This window comes from Cysteiniphilum sp., assembly GCF_057495195.1.
On record NZ_JBXTEF010000130.1, the window covers coordinates 1 to 19122 of the forward strand.

Below are 19122 nucleotides of genomic sequence, written 5' to 3' on the forward strand. Positions count from 1 at the left end.
TTAACACAATAAATTATGGATTGGCAACTCGTAAACTTTATTTTTGATTATTATTCAACCCTTGATTCGCATTTGAATCTCTTTATATGATTTCTCACCTGACTCACTAATACCGGTTAATACCAAAGTACCTGCAGCAAAACACATGCGTTTTGGCGTTAGCGCTTTACTTACCGATGATCTAAAATTACTCACAGCCTTCGCAATGGGACGACTTACACGTCCTACCGCACTACCAATCGCCTTACCTGCTGATGTTGCAGCAGCGCGACCCACTGCAGCGCCTGCGCCTTTCATAATACCAAAAGTAGCCATGCCTACCGCAAAGCCAACACCTGCTGTTATTGCGGCATCTTTAACACTACTGCCTGAGGCAAGATCCACAGCAAAACCTGCCGCACTGCCTGCTAGCGTTGATAATGCCGCAACCCCAACAACGGCTGCTGCTGACATACTGCTTGGATCGGTCATCGCCCCCGCGACAAAGCCCGCGGCTGCCCCAGAGATCGCATTTTTCCACACACCACTATAGTCACCGGTAATTGCCCCTTGAATAACACCTGTCACCGCACCAACAACTGCACCAACAATGGCACCAATGGCTCCAGCAATCCAACCCCAAAAATGTCCTGTTGGATCAGAGTAGGCAATTGGGTTATTGGGGTAAATATACCCATTAATACCGCCTTTATCAAAAGGTGACATATTATCATAGGCCATAAAGCGCTTTATCATTGGATTATACGCACGATAGCCATTACCCAAGTGCTGGTATCCTGTCACTGCTTCTGTACGTTGCCCATTATAACCAACAGCAAATTGATCTATTAATACCTCTGTGTCACTGCTATCTATTGACATTAAATCACTGGCAATACCATAAGGCGTATAAACTTTCTGACTTGCTATGCTCAGTTTGTTATTACTTTTTTCGATGTCATACAGCACACTGCCTGCATAGTCATAAATGTAATAACGTATATTAATAATTGCTTTGACACTGTCTTGCTTAATACGCCCATGCATACTATTTCCCGCCAGATAACTCAACCATTGACCATCTTGTGACTCGTGACTCAACACACCACTAATATAGTACAGATAGAGCGCTTCTTGATTAGGCACTTTTTGCCAAATTTGTTCACCTTGAGCATTATAGCCATAACGAATTTGATCACCTGATCTGGCGCCTTTTGCCGTAAATGAAATCATCCGTCCTAATTTATCATAAGCTAAGCTATTGCCTTGCTCATCACTAATAATACTGCCTGCAATATCATATTTAATCGTTTGACTATTGCCATATATGCTTTGACTATTGGTGTACTTCTCTAATTTAGCGGGGTTATTTTGATCATAGAAATACGTCGTTGTATTAACAGCATTGACTAAGGTATTTTTATCAACATACGTTTGCTTAACATTGCTGATATTATTAAATGCATCAAATGTATATTCCTCTCTTAGCACTGTATTGCCTAGCTGATCTTTAGGACATAAGTTACCTTTACATTGATAGTCATCAAGATTATTCATTAGATCATAAAAATAACTTTCAATTGACTTTTGATTGGCTTTATCTACCCTTGTTTTCTTAGCGATATTGCCCGTGTAGAATTCGTGAGTTTGACCATCAATATTGCGCTTAATGGTTGTGAACTCATACTCAAGTGTATTGATAGGTGTTGTGTCATTTGCAGTGAGCTTATCTACCTGAGAAATTAAAAAGCCTGTTTTATTGATCTTATCATCATAAGCAAAGCTTGTTGTGATGCCATCAATCGTCTTCTTCTGTAAGCGACCCAGATCATCATAGTGATACGTCATATAGTCTTTGATAAAAGACTCTTCGCCTGCGTATTTATAGTCAACCGCAATTACTTTGCCCATATTATCATAGTGATATTGGCTCACATTGCCGACATAGTCTTTAAAGCTTAAAACATTACCAGCACGACTATAGCGATACTCTGCCGTTACCTCATTTTGATTTTTAGGCTTATACGTCTCTTTTTGCAGACGACCTTCAGCGGTATATGCGTAGCTTTTAACACCGGTTTTATCAGTCAGTGTGAGCAGCTGTCCTGTGACTTTATCATAAGCATATACCACATCATAATCACTATCTCCCACTACATAGCTCTTGACTGGTAATTGCAGCACACGATCCATTTCAGTCTCAACAACATGACCATAACGATTAATCATTTTAATCGGATTGCCCACCTTGTCGTATTGGTACGTTTCTTTAACACCTTCGATATTCTCTTCCCAAAGCAACAAACCACGATCGTCGAAGTAGCGTCTACCCAGTATTTTTTTAGTTTGGTTTTTGGGTTTGACACCAATTTCAATGACATTACCAAGCATATCATAGCTTTTATGCGTCTGGTCACCCGTTGGCAAGGTGACATAATCGACCTCACCTATCTCGTTATAATGTGTCACGGTACGATGACCACTGACATCTTCAGATTCAATTAAACGTCCAAACCCATCGTAAAAATAACCTACTTCGCTTAAAACCTTACTGCCATCAGCGCTAATAACGCGTTCAATGATAGGATTGTTCACCTGATCCAACACCGTTTCATCAATGCGCGATTTTTGATTGCCCTTTTCAAGCCATTGACGCTTAGTATTATTAACATCATCATACAGCACATGTGCTTGACTGCCGTCAGGATTGATTGTTGTGATGTTTCGACCTAAAGCATCATAAATATAACTCACTTTATGCTCGACAATACCTCCTGAAATATCCGTATCATAAGCAATCACTTCAGCCACTTGCCCTTGCGCGTTATAGCTTGTCTTTGATAATTGGACAAACTGACCGCTGATCAAATGGCCATTAGCGTCAATCTTTTGTTTATATTTAGCAATTTCACGCCCCAAACCATCCATTTGCACTTTCATCTGAAAGCCATTTGTATCCGTTGTTATTAATGCTAACTCAGTATTCTTATGATATACATATTGGGTAGTCGCACTCGCCTCATATTCTGTGCCTTTTGCGATAACTTGCTTTGTTAAGCGCCCTAATAGGTCATAGCTCATCTCTACTTGATTGCCCAAGTCATCCTCAGCACGCAATGTCTGCCCAGTATAGCCATCTAATATACGCATTGAACTGACGGATTGATCAGCTCCTTCAGCCGATTTACTTATCAGAGTGCTTATCTGTTTCAGTTGCCCATTAGATTCTTTAGCATAGCTATAGGTTTTATTAATTTCTTTAAGCTTATTGCTTGAATTATGTGTGAGATCCTTGGTTTTTTCTGCACGCAACATACCAAAAAAATCAGACTTAAGATCATCATTATATTCAAATGTTTTCTCTGAAATATAGTTGATATTACCCTCTTTGAGATAACCAGATTTGACGACATCGGCAACGATCAAATTACGCTGATCATTTAAGCGCTTATATTGATAGGTTTTTACTTGTGGATACTCATGATTACCTACTTTTGGATAAATAATCTCTTTAGAAATATATTGCTTAAAGCCATTAGGATCGGCAACACATCCGCCTGAATTACTATTACTTGCGCAGTATACAATCTCTTTTTTTATCCCATAGGCATCTGTTGTTTCTAGTAAATTACCATAGTCATCGTACTTACTGGTAACCGTTAATGGTGGACGCGAAGACTTAGTCTGCAAATTAGCGCGATTATCCTTTAAATTGTAGTAACTCGTTGACTCACTAATCGGGTATTGGTAGCTATTTGGCAATTGATCAAATGTAGCATAAGCTGAAAAATCATACTCATTTTCTTCTTTAGTTAACGAGCTGCCCTTGATATCAAAGGTTTCTGATTTCTCCAGTAAATGGAATTTATTATAGGTATATACTGTAGATGCGCCATCAGTAATCACTTTAACGGAGTAACTAAATTTATCATTCATTTCCGCTAAACTGTCTTTATCTTTTGAATAATTTGCTTTTGGATACCCTGTGTAGTTATTTAAATCACCAGCACTTTGATCGCCAAATTGATACCGTGTTTGCATGGTGGGCTGACCATAGCCTGGTAAGACTTTATGTACATTGACAGCATAAACCTCGCCACTGTTTTGTGGGCGCAATAACCGCTGATAAGAGATTTCCTCAATAGCACCCGTTGGTGCAATTACTTTCTCAATCAAGCCTTTATTATCATAGAAAAATTGTGTTTTATAATCCTGCTCAGCTTGATAGGTAATGTTGTCTAAATAGCCTTGTATATCCTTATTAACGATAACTTTGCGCTCAACACCATGATGAGATCGACTGGTAATGACCACTTGATTTTTTTCATAGCTGATAAAGATACTATTTTTACCCGTTTGCACTTGGGCAAGCTTGCCACCGTTGTAGTAAAACGAGGTTTTTTTACCATCTACACCAAAGGATGCCTTAATACGCCCATCGCTGCCGATAATTTCATACGAGCCATCTTTAAAGACTACTTTAAACAAGTCGTCACCCGATAATGGCAGAATTTTAATATCTTTCAACTTATAATATTGTGGCTTGTTAGTTGGATATTCGATGCGTTGAGAGAAGCCACCTGCCAAAGTCAAAGTCTGTGTATTTTGATCATAAAAAGACACACCAAGCGACCAACCTTTGCCAAAACCGCTATCGAATTTGTTACCTTGGCGATAATGCAATCGTAATTGAAATGCTTGATTTAGAGAAGTGCTATCAATCGTTTGTCCGACGACATAGTTAAAATCATATGTCCCTGTACGCGCATCAACCCTGCCTAAAGTTGCAAAGCTAAAAGCATCCGACACGAGATCATCACTTTGGCTAGATGAACGCAATGATTTGCTTAGTAAATTATTATTTTCACCCTCTTTAAAATCATTAAAATCATTGCTCTTATCACTTAACATATTTTGTTTTTCTGGGAGCGTGCCTAATGCGGCTACTTGCTGCAACAGATCATCATTATCCGCGGCATTTGTGATTGAAGCTGTCGCTTTACCATTGACTTGTTTTGTATCACCTGACACTAAATCTTGGGCATAGGCTGGCGATAGCAATAAAAATATTGCCGATATTTTAAACTTAAACATCAATTAATTCCTTATTATGATAGCTATACCGCTCATAAATCATTTTGCGGTGTTGGGTACCAAAGAAGTTTTTGATACCTTTGGGTAATTGGATTGCAGGTAATAGCTGCTCTTGACAGAATCTTTGGGCGCTCATTTGCTAAAAGAATGAAACTATTTATTGTTTCTTAACGCATTCGCTATCGCCAAAATTCAATCACCCAAAAGACCCCATCGTACCCTGAGCGTAAGTCGAAGGGTAGGCGTGGGAAAACCATGCTTCATAGAGGCTTCGACTTACGCTCAGCCAACGATTACACAATTAAAGTGGGCTGGAGTATGATCATAACGCCTCATTAACTCCATACGTTTAAACAACGATAATCACTTAAAGGCTGACCTTGTTCCATTACCCACTGATAAAGCTGTCCATAACCAAAATCAATATTGAACTTTGATGTATTACCATACTCATCTTCAACAATCAGTGGCGACCATTGATCATAGCATCCTTTTTTATTGCCTAGCGCACTGTTATAAATGCTAACCTCACCTTTTTCCAACATGATTTTGCCTGGATTTTTTGATCCTCCCAATAAATTGAAGCTTGTCACACCTTGATTAAATATTTGTCTTGGTGGCGTGTCAGTATTATTATCGTGGTATATCGAAGCATTTGGATTATAAATTGATCTAATTTTGACAGACGCATCAATTAGTTTATATATGTTTAGCGTATAATAATGATAATAACTCCATCGCCAATACAGCTGCCATTCAAAGCTTGCGCGTGAATACTGCAATGGCACCTTACCTTCCACTAGAGTCGTCTGTTTATTGCAAGTCCCACCATTTGATCGATCCTCATTTTCCATATATTTAATACACAGATTATATAAGTGATATTGCTCTGCTGCAGAAGTAAAATAAATATAACCAGACTTCTCAATCTTATCTGACGATTTTAATTCATAATTAACTAACTCACCTAATTCAACAGCTGAAGAGAGCGCTCGCGTTTGATTAAACGTTCCTAGAAGATAGTCATTGCGCTGCAGTGAGAAGTGTTGAGGCTTCATGTCATCTTGCTGATCATATAACGTTAAAGCGCCCAGTAACTGATTCATATCAAACTCATAGTAAGTCCGTTCATAATATTCATTTTCGCTATAGACACTTGCCTTAACTTTTAATCTCGCTTGGTTTTTGCTGTTATTGTAAATTTTATATGACCCTCCTAGTAAACTCATATCATGCTCTAATGATAGGCTAACCTGTAAAGCATCAGCTAACTTGGGATAATCTTTTTCTTTATATATACTTTCAAATTGAGTTGCCTTAAATTTCCATTGAGTAGAGTCAGCGCCAACCCTATAATGTGAACCATCTGCAAATATGAAGTATATTATGCCACTTTTGACTGTATATGCAGCCACAGGCACACCTTTTTCTTTAGGGTATGCTGGCGCATTCCTAATGTTACTATTTTTTAGGCTAGACTCTGGCGCAAGTATCCAATCACTATAAAACCGATAAACACTGCCATCAGCAAAAAGAAACATTCTTTTATTGTTGTTTTCATCAGCAGACCATTCAAATGCAGCGACAGGCACACCCTTTTCTAAGGGATAACCTTCCATATCTCTAACATTCTTTACTTCTGAAGGACGCCAAGAATAACCGCTATAATACACATCTTGGTAAAGCGAACCGTCTGCAAAAACATACTCACGGCGATTATAACCAAATTGTCTAAATGCAGCGACAGGGATACCTAGGCTTACTGGATAAGCAACCAGATCGGTAATATCACGCTTCCATAGTGAAAAATTCCAATCAGAAGCAGAATCAAACTTAAACATTGAACCATCCGCATAAATTGCCAAGTGATAACGATAATCGTCAGAGTGTGGAACAATAGCTACAGGAACTCCCTTACCCAACTGAGCAGTTGTAGTTGATACTGTTTGCCCCGCATTCATTGACTGACTATTTAAATCTACAGCATATCCATAGCAATTTACAAACCCCATAACTGCTATTGCTGTAACTATACTCTTTACCCCTTTCATTTGGACTCCTGTTTTGTTGTTATTTAAAATCACAATAGCAAAGCATTGAGACCATTGTGACCATATTTAAAATACTGTGATTAATTGAGCTTGGTATAAGTGCTCGTTTTATTTAATGTTTTTCAGGTAGAAACATATAACATTGGCAGATGGTATAAACCCAGTAACAGTTGTTTAGCTAACAGGCGGTGGCAAGTAAGCTCGTGATCCGTCTCCAATGTTTGCATTAACACCAAAGGGAGTAAAAGCAAAACATAATACTCCCACCCACTTCACTTTCTTGATTATTTTACTGAAATTTAAATACCCCACACGATCCAAAAAAAAAATTTTACTCTAAACTTCACTGACACGCTCAAGTTATGGTGTAAGCATATCAATTAAACTTATAATATAAAGACAGATTAGGTTAATCACTGTTTACTTATCAACAAATTAGAGACAAATGAAATATTATGACTGCTAAGCAAAATAACACTTAAAATATTTTATAAGCCATATAAGGAGGTATTGATCGGTTGAATTAAACCATCAACTACCGAAAGTTTTGTTTGACAGTTTATAAAGCCACCAGCAATATCGACATCACATCTTTGCAAGATTGCTGAATATGGATTAGTAAGAAAAACTTGATTCCCTTGTTTGTTAAATGCAAGATCAAAGATACCATTTTGAGAAGTAAGCACATCGATACAATTTTGCAACTGCCCATTACCTGAATCAACTTCACATTTTTTTACCACACCAGCATCTGAGTCTGCAAAATACAAATATCCTAAGCTGCTATTAAACTTTACACCTACAACTTTAGACAGACTAATACCTTGACTTGCATTCATACAGTTTACTATACCACCAAGCTCAAGATCTAATTCACAAACAGCAATACTTCTACGAGCTGCATTAAAGACACTCGTACTCGAGTTTGCAACATACAAACGCTGATTGTTTTTATCATATGTCAGCGATAAAGGTTCAGAAAAATAGCTTTTGACAGAGTTATTTTCAACACATGACGTAAACTGACCAGACTGATCAATAGTGCAGCTGAAAATGTTATTGGCGTTTACGTCACTTATATACACCTTATCATTTATTATTAAAACATCGCTAGGCTGATCAAGCGTAACACCTATGGTATTTAAAGTTGTACAACCTTCAACATCACCTAGCCCAACATATTGGCAACTTTTTATATTTGTATTGCCAACTTCTAGAAGATAGACATCCGATTGATTAAATATAAACCTAAACCCATTAGTAACAACACCTGACATAATTTTACAACCATAAAAATCATTACTAGTCCGCTGGATATAACATTGACTAAAATTTGCTTGATTAAAATGACTAACAATTATAGTCTGCAGTTTCACATCTACTGTTTCACTTACCTCAACATTAGCCCCCTCTGCATAACTTAAACGATACACTATCGAAAAACTCCCTTGTTCTTTGGGGGTAAAAATGCCACTTATGCCACATGAAGCTTGAGGCATTAACGTATCAGATGTGCAGCTATTTTGTTGCTCAACAAACGCTCCATTTGCCATTGATATTGGCAATAAATTCACATTGGAGGCAGATAAAAGATCATTAGTATTGGTAAACTCAAAAGTCAAAGGATACGATTGAGTTAATAAAATCTCATCAGGCAATCCATTACTAACGCTACCGGTAACAATAACTGTAGTAGCAGTTGCTGTAGTACTTAACAGAATGTCAACTCCTTCTTTATATGATAAATTAACAGAAGCACTAATGCTTCCATCACTATTTGCAACTAACTTACCACTTACATAACATTTAGCTAATGCCGCTAGTGCGCTTGCATTACAGGTATTTTGTTGCAACTGAAAACCAGATGGCAGATTTAAAATGACGGTAACATCAGTTGCCCCAAACTGATCACTTTGATTCTCAAATTCAAAACTTACAGGATACTCAACACCTACTGCAATATTCTCAGGAAGACTTGTTAATACTTTGCCTATAATGTTTATATCAGCAACATGAGATGCTGTGCTGACCTGTACAGCTTGCCCCTGATCATACACCATAGCATAACTGACTGTATTCACCCCTTGAGCCTTCGGCAAATACTCGCCAATTATCTGACATGCTTGAAGAGGTGATAATTCATTGATGTTACATGAATTACTTATTTCAACATAACCGTCGGGAAGGCTTTTAATTAAAACCACTCCAGTTGCTGCCAAAACATCATTTGTATTTACAAAAGATAGACCCACAGGTAAAGGATCAATAATATCCTTTTCAATATTAATTGGTAAACCTTGTAGCAATGCCCCCACAACCACAACATCAGTAATATTTGCGTTTGTGACCAAGTTTACGTCAGAACCCTCATCATAAGATAGCGTATATTTAACGCTAATAGTACCCTTGTCAATATTTGCCTTAAACCAGCCATTAATCTGACACGATTCACCTTGATTTAATACGCTAATTAAGCTGCAAGTATTTGATGTTTCGACAAAGCCTAAAGGCAGTTGACTATTCACAACAATAGCATTTGCTTTTGCATCTTCAGCTTGGCTACTATTACTAAACAATATGCTATATTGATAAACTGTATCTTTCTCAAGATTGCTTGGTAAATCTTGTAAAATTTGCCCTATCACAGAAACAGATGTAACATAGGTTACCAAGTTTGAAATAATTGGCTGTCCCTCATTATAAAGAAGCTCATAGCCTAAATGAACGGAGCCGATTTCTTCAGCTATAAAGCTACCGATGATCTGGCAACCTGATAAGGGTTTAATTTCACCAACACAGGTGTTCTCTTCCTCAATAAAGCCATTTGGAACGTCTGCTTTAGTCGTAACATCTGTCATGGAATGGTTTGGGTTAGTATTAACAAAGTTAAAGATAACCGGATATTTTTTACCGAGCGTTGCATTACGGGGTAAATTACTATTTCCAGTGCTCGGTATAATTGGTTCAAACTTAGAAAGTATAATGGTTTGCGATTGAGCTGATATAACGGTACCAGAACCATCGGTAACAATAATAGACATTACATGTGTTTCATCAGTCATTAAATCTTGAGCATTATTAACGCAAGTAAATTCTTGTGAAGGCATATTTACAGAAATTTGAAGGGCTTCTGGCGTACAAACGATAGGGTTATTAGCATTTTGATCTATCATACTGATAGTGTAACGCTGATTACTGAAACTTAGTGAGTCTTGATTTGATGAGGCTAATCCTATAAATACACTCATTTCCTTCCCAAGGCCCATTACTTGTGGAGCATTAATATTTAACCTTAGTCTGCCATCAGTGAGTGAAGCATTCTCACCACCTGATCCACCACATGAACTGACCATAAAACAAAGCCAAACAAATAGGAAACGAAAAATTCCTTTCATCAAAAACACCTAAAAAAGACTTACAAACAAACGAGCGCATTATCTAAAATATGTTTGTTAATATAAACAATCTAATAGTTAACTATAATTTACATGACAACGACGTTATTGCGTGACGCGAATTAAAAACTCATCAATGCCACACCTAATCATCCGTTTTATGCAAAAAACAACGGTGAGTTTATAGCTATTGATGACGTTACTACTAGCGATGAGTTGATTGATCAACTAGGTAAATCGGTCAAATTAGTTTGTCCGGTAGATAAAAATAGAAGTTGTGGTCAGAAATATAATGACACGTTAAGTCCTGTTGAGGTTTACAACTTAGAGGTGTATAGGAAGCATGTTTATTATGTTGGTAAAAACAGTAGTATATTAACTCACAATGGATGTTTTGGATCATCTGATAAAGCTGCTGACTTTTTAGATGGTTTTGAATTTAGCAGGGATTCTGAATTTTTATATAGATACCCACGGGCTGAGCCCGTGGTACTTGAGCGGCAAGCCGCTGCATAACTACGTTATGCGTTACAGATCGAGTTCGATCTGACCTGAATCCTCTTGCCCTTGATGCTGTACATATTTCATAATCGTTTCTTCATCCACGTCTTCGACCGCATAGAATAGATGGGCGCAAACCAACAACAATATTAAAGGATGGTTTTAATGGCTCAAATAATAGAGTTCCAAATAAAGTATATGGCAACAAAACGGTATTCACTTCGACTGATCCTGTTCGTGGGTTAAAAGAGTACCTTGCTTTTGCGATGAGCAATGATTCTCACTTTAACATACGAGGTAGAGTTAGATCGGGAGGTTCAATGTATTCATGTGGGATTCTTTCTGAAGGATTGGAACGCACTCCATCTCCTAGGTATGGCTATGAAAGATATGTTAGGGGACCTATTGAGGCTCGAAGAATTGTTTACCTAGGAAAGTATAACAGTAGTAAGGCTTGGGATTTTACGTTTACACCATCTGGTTTTTTAAAAGAACATGAGGCAATTTTTAATGTATGGAATGGAGGATCTCTAACTACAACACAGTGGTAATATGTATTAGTCTAGATATAATCTGACACCGCTCTTGATTAGTGACATAGTAGAACACCAATTGCAACATTTATTGATGGGAAAAATCTCTGGAGAGAGAAGGCTGAAATGCTCAACCATATCTACACTTAATTCGTTATTTTGTCAAACTTTATGTCAATAGCTATTTCCTTTTTATACTCTTGATCATGCCAGCCTTGTACCACAGCCTCAAATTGACCTGTATAATAAGAGTCTGGCAACATTCTATATTCTTCAGACTTTTTATCTATCACAAACTGAAATTGCCCATAACCTCTATAACCAACATCTTCTAGCGCAAATTTATCCCCTCTATATTTCTTAAAACCATGAATTTTAATCATATGCATTTGATTTTTAATGTCATACACTTTTACAAATAGAGTTGTTCCAATGTTGGTTGCCACTCCCGAGGTCTCACTGTTTGGATGCCGAGGGCCTGATGAAGATACAATATTATCTTGCTCTGGTATATAAATATAAACACTTGAATCACCAGATGGTGTAAAGGTACTGAAGTTGTCAGACCAATATATGCCTGGTGTTATTACATCAATTGAAACTCGATTAAACTTATGATTCTTGTAGATAAATCTAGTCTTGGTATTACGAGTTGACTTTATCTTATCACCGTTAATAATTAAGTAATTATCCCAACCTGACTGATCAAAAAATATAAATTCTTGACCTTCTTTAAGTTCTATGTTTTGGGGGATTTCAAATGTACTAGCATGATTGTTATCCGATGTTACGAGCATAATTCCATGATGCTGTTGAAACAAATCATTTATTTTATCTGGGTTACTTGATAAATCTTGCAGCTCATTTTTTGTATCAATAACAATAAATTTATCAATATTTTCAATTTCCGGATGCTGTTGATAAAACCTTCCATTTTTATACTTGAATGTTGTACTACTATAACGTTCGGGAATGATTTTTTGATTTCCATTAAAAGTAACCGAGGTTTCATACCCCGCATCTCTGATAAAAGTAATCTTCTGTCCATTTGTTAACTGTACATCCTGAGGTAATTCCAAACTTTGTATCCAGTTATGGTCTGATGTTTTAAAAGTTACATTTGTATGAGTCATCAAAAGCTCTTTAAGCCTCAACGAATCCGAAGTAAAAAATTCAAGATCTTCTTTTTTATCAATAATATACTCATTAGCATTAATGCCAGATGACCCCTTATACTTGTACATTTGATTTATTGCATTAACGTCTCCTGCGCTAACATGATTCACTTGCCCAATTTCATTCAAATCAACATACAAAGGCGTTAATGTTGGTTGCCCATTCTTACTAAATGCATAGGCATTACTATGCATAATTGACTGATAATCATAATACCCGTAACTTGCATGTGCACCGTTCAGAGCATGATCAAATTTATTAGGGTGATCCATAGACACATTTTCCCAATTAACAGTTACAAAATCATCTCTATCAATCCTTGTTTCTTCTCTTAGAAGTCCTAATCCACTACCTATGAGTTTAAGTATTGTTCTCTGATCACACATTTCAGCAAATGTGCCCTTACCATAACCGGTGCTCGTCGTAATCCCAATAGTTGATTTGCACTCAGGCTTGCTTGTGGAGAATATTGCGTAATGTTCCCCATCCGGAACAGTCTCATCAATCATAGGACCTGTATACTCAACGAAATTGATTCCAGTTTTAACCTTCCATTCATCCATTGCTGAAAAAATTCTTTGTTTTAATTCAGTACTTCCTTCATATGGTTGAACAAATGTATAATAAACAGTTTTGTTTTTCCATAGACGACCTAATATTAAAGGGCTATAGCCAACACCTCTATTATCAGCCTGAGATGCCCGTAGCGCATCCTCTGCACTACCTATTATGAGATCGCCATCAATAACAGCATCACCATCAATAATTTCATATGTAATTTTTTGGTTATTATAGCCAGCGCCATTAACAAAAGTTGTTAGTTGCTTTTGGAAAGCAACTAACGGAGATGATGATAACACTCCAGTTGCAGTTAGTAAAAAGATCAATTTATTTTTCATTATATAAAACTCCTATATTGTATAATTAAAATACAAGAGTTAACACCCCCAACCCAAACGACAATACCAATTTTAAAACCCAATATGCAAATAAAATTTCGATCATGAAACCTCAGTCGGGCAGATGGTATTAGCTAGGGAAGTATTAACTGTTTGCTCCAGTTTATTTTACAAAGTCAAGATCAAGAGTAACTTCTTTTTGATATGCTTGATTATCCCATTCTTGAACAATAAGTTTAATTTGGCCTGAATAACGCCCATCGTCGAGCTGTTGATAAGCCAAAGTATCCCGATCAACTCCAAACACAAAGCTTCCATATCCAGGTAATACAGCATTTTCAATCGCATAGCGAGAATCATCATTCTTCTTATAGCCTATTATATCAACAGTATGACTTTTGCCATGGCCATCCTTTACATTAGCGCTAAAAGTTGTAACACCTTTCTTATACTCCCATATTTCCTGACTAGAATCACGCAGACCTGATGAGCTAACAACAGACTCCTGCTCGGGAATATAAATAAATACTGATGAATCAGACAAATGCGTCATATGAGAAAAATTAGGTGAAACCTGATTTAGACGAATAACATCTGATGTTATTAATTTAAATTGACCCGCTGTATACTTTAACTTCAAGCTTTCATTTCTATCAAGATCTATTGATCTATTGTTGAAACTCACTTTAACGGAGGTTTCTCCTTGTCGCAATACAATAAGCTCTTGCCCCTCGTTAACAACAAGATCATCTAGAATCTTTAGATGAGACAAATCCCCATCAGAAGCAACTATGAGCACGTTAGCACTATCAGCGAGAATATTTCCTAATACTGCAGGGTTCTCTGAAACCCATTGAAGAACAGAAGCATCATCAACGATAAGAGAGTCATCTTCGCTAATTAAATTGTCATAAACCTGTTGAAACTTTCCATCTGTATAACGAAGTAAGACCTCAGTATATCTATTTAATACAAGCGATTTATTATCAAAAGTAAGCTCAGTAGACCACCCTGCGTCACGAACAAAGCGCAGCTCTTTACCATCAGATAGCGATAAGTCATCAGGCAATGCTAACTTCTCAACCCAATTACCATCAGACGTCCTAATGACTACGGTATCAGCATTAACAAATATATCTTCCAATATATATGAATTAGCTGCTATGTCATTTAGTTCTTGTTGCGAAGCTATTTCATACTCAGCAAGATTTTCTATAACCTCAAGAGTTAGAATAACTCTATCCAAGAAAAAGCTATTCTGCCCATAACTATCCTGCCCATATTGTTTGTACCTATAGATATCCATATCGCTAACGATGTAGGATTCTCCTTCTTCAGGATAATACCATCCATGGATCTCAAATGTCCCCGTCTTATTTGCACGAAACTTAATACTTGCTGCATCTGACGCTACTACACCATCCTTATGAGTAATATCGACATTAAGACTTACATCTGTTGAAGTCCAATCCCCATCAAGTCCCCACATAATTGTTTTACCTTCAAACCCACCCTCACTGCCAGATTTAGGCTTAAATACTGCTGTATACTCTTTATTAACTTGGATTTTGCCCAATTCAAGTGTATCTTGCACTACAATTTCTGCTTCTTTGGCTGGAGCCATGCATGAAACATAATAACCATGTATACTCTCTTTAATATTAGTCGGTATTCGATGTGATTTAAAATCATAAATATGTATAAAGAAATTATCTCCAGGTCTATACATATTTTGCTCATCTTCATATGCACTTCTTGATACATAATTTTGCTGTTTAGGCCATCGCGAATCTAATGATGTAAAAACACCCAAAACACCTAAGTATTCTGAAGTTGAAGGAACTTGCCAATTATCAACCCCTCCAAACTTATTCGATGCCAATACAGAGCACCAATTAGCTGCTGCGTGAAAGTCATGTTTGCCGGTTACATAGTCAACTGTTCCTGGCACCTTGACACCTGAAAGAAAGGTGACAAAAGACGCAGAATATTCTTCAGAACCCTCATTAATAATACCAATGTAGGTATCTTTTTTATCAACTGCCGGACCTATAACTCGTGGATACTCCGCTTGTTTAATTCCAAGTCGCTCTACAAGTTCTTTGGTTGGTGGAGTCGTGAACATATTACCCGCTCTATCTGTCACTATTGCGACACAGCTTTTCTCAGATGAATAAATATCACCAAACTCATCACATACAGCTATATCCTGATAATCAAGACCATTTATATTGGCCTGAGATAAAACAGGAAGTGACAAGCCCATTAACATTAAACACCCATGAATAGGTTTCATTTTCTTAAATAACATATGCTATATTTCCCCTTAATAATATAACTCAATTAACACATTTAAACGTCACAGTAGAATTTTTGTCATCTACCGTGCATACTTACGATATTAGTAGGAACCACCCTTACGAACCGGCATAAGGTATGAAAGCCCGCCTAAGTTGCCCTTGCCTTTTTTAACCTGATATAGGTCAACGACCCACATGTTATATGAGTTATATTTATCTGATGTCCAAATGATTGGCTGATCCAATTTAGATTCTTTCGCCTCGACGCTAAAGCCTTCCCACTTAAAGTAACTGATAGGAGAAGAACAACCTAGATCACTGCCGCAAGCACCTGACTTACTCCAATCAGAGATTAACTCATCAACCTGATCCATTGAGGGGATGCTCCAACCATCCAAGCCACATATTTTATTTTCATTTAAATATTTCACAGCTGCGTCATAAGTTGCCATACCAGGGTATCTACTATTGCTAGGATCAAGCGCTGGATCTTTTATCCATTTTGAGTACCATACATCTCCAGTTTCACTGTCATAAACACAGTCCTTTGAATCTATAGGATCCTTGATTATTGTAAATCTCAGCTCACCTGCTCTTGAAACTGCAAATGTAATATTTTCTGAAACTGAAGAAACACCGACCGTATCAGTAACTTTTAACTGTAGTTGATATGTATTATTTCCCTGAGTATATGCTGGAGCAGTAAAGGTTGGCGTTTCAATATTCACCTCATCCAAATAAGCGCTTCCACTACCTAGCCATTCATAGCTAGCAATTGAGCGAGTACCATGCGCTATAACAGTTGGACTAATGACCACTGATTGATGCTCTGCAACCTCTAAATTAGAGTCTTTCAATTCTATCGTAGGTTTCAAGTTATTATCCGGCTTTACGGTATATGTTGCCACTGAAGAAGCGCTACTAATACCCGAGCTATCGACAACTACTAAGTTAAGCTCATAAACATCATTTGTACCACCGTAAGCCGGTGCCGTGAAACGAGGCGTTTGACTTGCTTTATTATCCAAGTATTGAGCACCAGAGCCAGTCCATTCATAACCAATAATCGTTCTATTGCCCTTACTTTCTCCTTTAGAAGTTACGGTGATAGCATCACCTTCAGTGATTACTTGATCTGGTCCTGCATTAGCTATTGGTGTAAGCTCTGGATTTGCTGTAACAGTATATTGATACTGAATCTGATTCACTCGACCAAGAGCATCTTCGACTTTTGCGACAATAACGTATTCATTATTGCCATTGATGTAGTCAGGTGCTGTAAAGGTTGCACGCGATTGATCCTGAGCATTAACCTCAATTTCAGAAGCTCCTGACCAAGAATAGGTATATGGCTCAGCGCCTCCGGACACATTAACGCGCATAGTAGATTGCTCACCTTCTTGCAAGGCACCTTCCGAAGTACCGTCGGCAACAATAAATAACTTGGCGTCATCTCTTTCAACTTCATAAATCACACTCGAAATACCAGTATTACCTAAATCATCAGTTACTACCACTGTAAACTCATAGGCATTGTTAGTTTCTTGATACTCCGGCGCTATAAAGCTAGCTTGTTTCTGGTCAGCACCATTAATCGCTATGCCTTGGTCATTTGTCCACTTATAAGTATATGGCGCTTGACCATTTTCCACTGTCACAGAAAGATTAGCCGCTCTGTCTTCTACCACTTTTCCGCCGATACCTGCATCCACTATTAAGCTTTCTACACTTTTTTGTGTCACCGTATACGTGGTTGTCGTTGTTTGCTTTCTTTGTGCTGCGTCTGTCACCATTGCAGTGAAAATATATTCATTACTCTGGCCTTCTTTATAATCAGGTGCTACAAAGCTAGCCTCTCCTTTACTGTCATCAGAATGCGTTATTACAACGCCATCACTACTTAACCATGAATACTTATATGGCTCATCACCACCACTTGCTGTTGCATTTAAAGCACCAACTTCACCTTCAATTAACTCCCCGCCATTATCAACATCAATCGCCAACAAATCATTATTTGGAATGACCATATAGCTTGTTGTATCTCTACCGGTTATCCCATGGTTATCAGTTGCAATCAATACAAGTCCGTACTCATTATCACCATCAATGCTATATGCGGGTGCCTTAATGGTAGGTTCAATACTATTTACATCATTAAGGAACTTACTACCTACGCCAGCCCACAGGTTTGATTCAATTATTTTACCCTCGGCTGCCGTGATTTTAGAGCCCACAATTTGCTTACTTTTACCTTCTTCAATTTCTAATACAGCAGAACCTATCGCTACGACTGGGCGAGCACTATCTGGTACGTTGGTATCATTTATCGGCAAATATGCATAAGGTGTTGATTTAGCATACGAGCTCCAAACACCCGTCATCATATTTAAGACTTCAGCATTATTAGCATTTCCTTTACTCTCAGTAGCGCTCCAAGAATGCTGGGCTAAATCAGTAAAACCTTGGGACTCCAAATACTCATTTGGCTGTTTGTAGCCACCATCGTTCCACCCTACAATCAACTGACTTAAAGCAGCTTGTTCAGGTAACCGCCATCCAGTTAATCCGCAAACGCTCTCACTAGAGCTTGCATCATATGGAAACTTAGTCATTGCATCCACCCAACTTCCTGCATATAAAGAACCATTTTTATGCCAGATCAAGCCAGTTTGGGTATCGAGCAAGCAATCTGTATCCTTGTACTGCACAAATCGATCTGTTGCCTCACTAGATATAGATAGACCACCTTCAGTCGCTGCATATGCCACATCTGACAGTATTGAGATATCATTAATTTTTGAACTTGCTAGACCATTATCAGCATTGTGAAATTTCCAGTTATTTCCTAAATCAGTCGATAATGCAACACCTGCATCCGTTGCCACAATAACCTGACCATTGCTAGCAAATACACTGGCAATATTATTACTAGGTAAACCACTGCTCGTATCCTTTCGCACCCATTTAATATCATCTTCTTCATCTTCTTCTAACTTGCGATACTCAAATACGTAAAGTCCACTCGTGCTCGCCCCATATATGACATTTGCGTTCGCACTAAAGCTGTTGATTAGAGTATTTGGTTGTCTAAGCATTTTTTCACAGCTTTCACCTTGATAACAAGCCCATACATTCCCTGTTTTTCCAGAGGAGGCAAACTCCAGACCATTTACCATATCTGGATAGTACTC

General features: G+C 37.7%; 7 protein-coding genes. 1 reads left to right on the forward strand and 6 read right to left on the reverse strand.

Annotated elements, in window-relative coordinates; all coding sequences use genetic code 11:
- Nucleotides 1-54 precede the first annotated feature (54 nt).
- From ACY10D_RS10995 to ACY10D_RS11005, 3 genes are all read right to left on the reverse strand, one after another.
- Entirely contained in the window at nt 55-5073 is a 5019-nt protein-coding gene (locus ACY10D_RS10995; protein WP_487000776.1) for an RHS repeat-associated core domain-containing protein, read from the reverse strand.
- 335 nt (nt 5074-5408) lie between these two features.
- A complete protein-coding gene (locus tag ACY10D_RS11000; RefSeq protein WP_487000777.1) occupies nt 5409-7124 on the reverse strand; it encodes a hypothetical protein in 1716 nt (571 codons plus the stop codon).
- 488 nt (nt 7125-7612) lie between these two features.
- Nucleotides 7613-10519, reverse strand: coding sequence for a hypothetical protein (locus ACY10D_RS11005; RefSeq protein WP_487000778.1), 2907 nt, complete (start codon nt 10517-10519; stop codon nt 7613-7615).
- A gap of 132 nt (nt 10520-10651) precedes the next feature.
- On the opposite strand from ACY10D_RS11005, the gene ACY10D_RS11010 reads away from it, so the two are divergent.
- Nucleotides 10652-11035 (forward strand): polymorphic toxin-type HINT domain-containing protein, encoded by a 384-nt coding sequence (locus ACY10D_RS11010; RefSeq protein WP_487000782.1) that lies wholly within the window; start codon nt 10652-10654, stop codon nt 11033-11035.
- Nucleotides 11036-11699: 664 nt separating this feature from the next.
- Here ACY10D_RS11010 and ACY10D_RS11015 read toward each other — a convergent pair.
- The 3 genes from ACY10D_RS11015 to ACY10D_RS11025 form a co-directional block, all read right to left on the reverse strand.
- Complete coding sequence (locus ACY10D_RS11015; protein ID WP_487000779.1) at nt 11700-13628, reverse strand: M12 family metallopeptidase; 1929 nt, start codon at nt 13626-13628, stop codon at nt 11700-11702.
- A gap of 163 nt (nt 13629-13791) precedes the next feature.
- Nucleotides 13792-15939 carry a hypothetical protein gene (locus ACY10D_RS11020; protein WP_487000780.1) on the reverse strand — a complete coding sequence of 716 codons (2148 nt, stop codon included), beginning with the start codon at nt 15937-15939 and terminating at the stop codon, nt 13792-13794.
- Between the two features lie 90 nt (nt 15940-16029).
- On the reverse strand, nt 16030-19122 hold a 3093-nt coding region (locus ACY10D_RS11025; protein WP_487000781.1), incomplete at its 5' end, for an Lcl C-terminal domain-containing protein.

What these genes read in the sequence shown, in the direction of transcription:
- ACY10D_RS10995 (WP_487000776.1), bottom strand. Translation starts at nt 5,073, where the DNA reads ATGTTTAAGTTTAAAATATCGGCAATATTTTTATTGCTATCGCCAGCC.
- ACY10D_RS11000 (WP_487000777.1), bottom strand. Translation starts at nt 7,124, where the DNA reads ATGAAAGGGGTAAAGAGTATAGTTACAGCAATAGCAGTTATGGGGTTT.
- ACY10D_RS11005 (WP_487000778.1), bottom strand. Translation starts at nt 10,519, where the DNA reads ATGAAAGGAATTTTTCGTTTCCTATTTGTTTGGCTTTGTTTTATGGTC.
- ACY10D_RS11015 (WP_487000779.1), bottom strand. Translation starts at nt 13,628, where the DNA reads ATGAAAAATAAATTGATCTTTTTACTAACTGCAACTGGAGTGTTATCA.
- ACY10D_RS11020 (WP_487000780.1), bottom strand. Translation starts at nt 15,939, where the DNA reads ATGTTATTTAAGAAAATGAAACCTATTCATGGGTGTTTAATGTTAATG.